Raw genomic sequence first — 4,015 nt, forward strand, 5'->3', positions numbered from 1 at the left:
ATCCAATGTATAGAAAAAGTCTGCTTACAAAAATTTTCATAGTGGATTTTATAGTTATATTATTTTTTATACTCTTTAGATAAAGTAAAAATCAATTAAATTATATAAAATATGTATTGATTTATGCTGAAAAATAGTCTACAATATTAATATTGAAATCAAAAAAAATGGAGGAACAATGTTAATAAGTAGAGAAGTTGATTACGGTATAAGAATCGTACTTTTATTGTGTGAAGCAAATAGGAAAATGGATGCAAAGGAGATTTCTGAAATTTCAGGTGTTTCCATAAGGTTTACACTAAAAATTCTTGGAAAATTAACTTCATCTGATTTAGTAGAATCATTTCGTGGTGCAAAGGGTGGTTATGTTGCCGCAAAAAACCCTAAAGATATAAGTGTATACGATATAGTAGAAGTTTTAGAGGGTGGAATTAAGGTAAATGGCTGCTTTGAGGATAAAACAAGTTGTACAACTTCTAAAATGGCTTTATGTGGACTAAGATGTAAATTAGAGGGAGTTAATTTAAAGATAAAAGAGGAGTTAGAAAAAATAACTATGGATAAACTTGAAAACTGCTCAGGATATGATTCATAATAATCTATAATTTGACAAGAATTTTAAAGGGAGATTTTGGGAATGAAAATTTTAAAAACAAAAGGCGTTTGTGCAAAAGAGATTGGAATAAAATTAAATGGGGATATTATTGAGAAAGTCGAATTTTTTGGAGGATGTGACGGAAATACTGTGGCCATCGAAAAATTAGTTGAAGGAATGTCAGTGGAGAAAGTAATAAAGAGATTAGAAGGGATTGATTGTTCAGAGAGAGGGACATCATGTCCAGATCAATTAGCTAAATTATTGAAAGAGTTAGCTTAAATTTCAAAGGAAACTTTAAAGTTTATTTGTATAATTGTGTAGATAATTATAATAAATTAATTTTAAAGGAGGTCCTTAAAATGAAAAAGTTATTTGTGGGATTAATTTTAGGTTTAGTGTTAGTTGGGTGTTCAAATATGACATCTAGAGAAAAGAGTGCCTTAGTTGGAGCCGGTGCTGGAGCCTTGGTAGGTTCTGTTATAAGTGGAGATTCAAAAGGTGCGTTAATAGGAGCTGGAGTAGGAGCTTTAGGTGGAGCAGCAGTGGATAATTACAACAAAAAAGGAAATGTATTAGGAAATTAAAAGTATAGATATATTGAAACTACTTTAAAGTGATGAAGAAGCTATTATCAAATTTTATAATTTGATAATAGCTTTTATTTTTTTAGAAATTGCAAATATATGCATACATTATTTTCTTTTGTAGAAAAAATAAAAAAAATTTTCAAAATCTGCATTGACAATTTGTCTGAGACAGAGTAATATTTTAGGAATTACAAACTTGGGGAGGTTAAAATAATGAATAAGAAATCTATTTTGGGATTGGGGCTTCTTTCTTTACTACTTATGAGCTGTGGAGAGAAAGAGAATATTGCTAAAAAAGGTGAAAAACCAAAAGTTGTGACAGTATCTTTAGGATCAAAACCTAAAAGTTTAGATCCAACTATGTATAATGAGATACCATCGCTATCTATAGCTAAACAGATTTATAACACTCTTTTTCAAATTGATGAAAATGGAAATGTAGTGCCAGAGCTAGCTGAATCATTTGAGTATTTAACACCTACTGAATTAGTAGTGAAAATAAAAAAAGGTGTTAAATTTCACAATGGAGAGGAGTTAAAAGCCAATGATATCATTTTTAGTTTGAATAGGATGCTTGAAAAACCAGCTACAAAAGTTATGTTAGATGTAATTGAAAAAGTTGAGCAAATAGATGATTATACTATTAATATAAGATTAAAAGAGTCATCAGCACCACTACTTTATACACTTTCATATCCGCTAACAGCTATTTTAAATGAAAAGTATACTGTAGAAAAAAATGGAAATATTGCTACAGACGCAATGGGAACTGGAGCTTTCAAATATGTGAGTTGGGGTGATGGTGAAAAAATAGCATTGGTTGCAAATAAGGAATACTTTGGAGAAAAAGCAAAAATAGATGAGCTGATATTTAGAGCTATTCCAGAAAATACAAGTAGACTTGCAGGGTTGGAAACAGGGGAGATAGATATTGCAACAATAGCACCTATAGATGTTCAAACCGTTGAGTCAAATCCTGAGTTATATGCCATAACATTTCCAACTACAGCAACAGAGTATTTAACATTAAATACAAAAAGAGAACCTTTTAATAACAAGGATTTTAGAAAAGCTTTGAGATATGCTATTGATAAGCAAAGTATAGTGGATGCGGTGTATTTAGGAAAAGCAAGTGTTGCAAATACAATAGTTAATCCAACTGTTTTTGGAAGCGATCAGACAGTTGGTAAGATAGAATACAGTCCAGAGAAAGCCAAAGAATACCTTGAAAAATCTGGTATAAAGAATAGAACTATAAAAATTATGTCAAATGATAATCCAGTTAGACTTCAAGCGGCTCAAATAGTGCAAGCTAACTTAAAAGAGATTGGGATTGATTCAGAGATTGAAACAGTTGAGTGGGGAACTTACTTACAGATGACAGCTCAAGGAAATTTTGATATGTTTATAGGTGGATGGGTTGCTGGAACATCGGATTCAGACATTGTTCTATTCCCTTTACTACACAGTAGTTACAAAGGTGGGGCTGGAAATAGAGCTAACTTTGATAATCCAGAATATGATAGATTGGTTGAGTTAGGGAGAAAATCCACAAAAAATTCAGATAGATTAGAGGCATATTCTAAGGCTCAAAAGATTTTAGCAGAGGAAAATCCACTGGTTCCATTATATTATAAAAACGAAAATATGGGTTTAAATAAAAAGATAAAAGGTTTTGTGGCAATGCCAAATCTTATTCATAACTACGCAACTATAGAGATAGAGGAGTAAAGTCCCTTGACAAAGAGAGAGAAAAAGAGTATCATAATCAGCAATTTAGGGATAAAGTAAAAAAGGAGTGTAGAAGGGGTATGAAATTAGATTTGAATTACACATTACAATTTACAAAAGAGTTTTTAGAAATTCCAAGTCCAGCAGGTTATACAGAAAAAGCTATGGATAGAGTTGCAGAGGAGTTAGAAAGACTAGGTTTTAAGTATACTTATAGTAAAAAAGATTGTTTAATTGTAAAAATAGAGGGAGAAAATCCCAATTACACAAGATTATTATCAGCTCATGTGGATACTTTAGGAGCTATGGTAAAGAAAATAAAAAAAAATGGAAGATTAGAGCTTATAAATATTGGAGGATATGCTTGGGGTTCAGTTGAGGGGGAGAATGTAACAGTTCATACCTTAAGTGGAAAGGAGTATGAGGGAACTCTTTTACCTGTAAAATCCTCTGTTCATGTGTATGGAGATATACCTAGAGAGATGCCAAGAATAGCTGAAAATATGGAAGTTAGATTGGATGAAGATGTGAGCTCAGAGGAGGAAACAAGAGAGCTTGGGATTTGTCAAGGAGACTTTGTAAGCTATTATACAAAAACAAAGATAACAGAATCAGGATATATAAAATCAAGATATCTAGATGATAAGCTATGCGTGGCACAAATTTTAACATATTTAAAATATCTAAAAGATAATAATAAAAAACCAAATAATAATTTATATGTTTATTTCTCAAATTTTGAAGAGGTGGGACATGGAGTTTCTGAAATTCCAAATGATGTTGATGAGTTTGTAGCTTTAGATATTGGATTAGTTGCAGAGGATGCCCATGGAGATGAGAAAAAAGTAAGTATTGCAGCTAGAGATAATAAAACAGTCTATGATTTAAAAATAAGAAAAAGATTGCAGGAGATAGCTGAGCTAAACAATATTAAGTACACAGTAGGTGTATATAATAGATATGGATCAGATGCAACAGCGGCAATACTTCAAGGAGCAGATTTAAGATATGCTTGTATAGGACCTAGTGTAGATGCCTCACATCACTATGAGAGAACTCATATAGATGGTATAATAGAGACTATAAAATTATTAATAGC

General features: G+C 31.4%; 5 protein-coding genes. All 5 read left to right on the forward strand.

Annotated features, from left to right (window positions below):
- Positions 1-178: 178 nt before the first annotated feature.
- Complete coding sequence (locus tag ACMOUI_RS08915) at positions 179-595, forward strand: RrF2 family transcriptional regulator (protein ID WP_418965356.1); 417 nt, start codon at positions 179-181, stop codon at positions 593-595.
- A 42-nt stretch (positions 596-637) separates the two neighbouring features.
- Complete coding sequence (locus tag ACMOUI_RS08920; RefSeq protein WP_418965357.1) at positions 638-877, forward strand: TIGR03905 family TSCPD domain-containing protein; 240 nt, start codon at positions 638-640, stop codon at positions 875-877.
- Between the two features lie 80 nt (positions 878-957).
- The gene (locus ACMOUI_RS08925; RefSeq protein ID WP_418965358.1) at positions 958-1,182 is read left to right on the forward strand and encodes a YMGG-like glycine zipper-containing protein; all 225 of its coding nucleotides are present in this window, start codon (positions 958-960) and stop codon (positions 1,180-1,182) included.
- Between the two features lie 216 nt (positions 1,183-1,398).
- Positions 1,399-2,916 (forward strand): ABC transporter substrate-binding protein, encoded by a 1,518-nt coding sequence (locus ACMOUI_RS08930; RefSeq protein WP_418965359.1) that lies wholly within the window; start codon positions 1,399-1,401, stop codon positions 2,914-2,916.
- Between the two features lie 80 nt (positions 2,917-2,996).
- Positions 2,997-4,015: M42 family metallopeptidase (locus tag ACMOUI_RS08935; protein WP_418965360.1), on the forward strand; the 1,019-nt coding region annotated here is incomplete at its 3' end.

The sequence above is a fragment of the Cetobacterium sp. genome (assembly GCF_048470075.1).
GTDB lineage: Bacteria > Fusobacteriota > Fusobacteriia > Fusobacteriales > Fusobacteriaceae > Cetobacterium_A.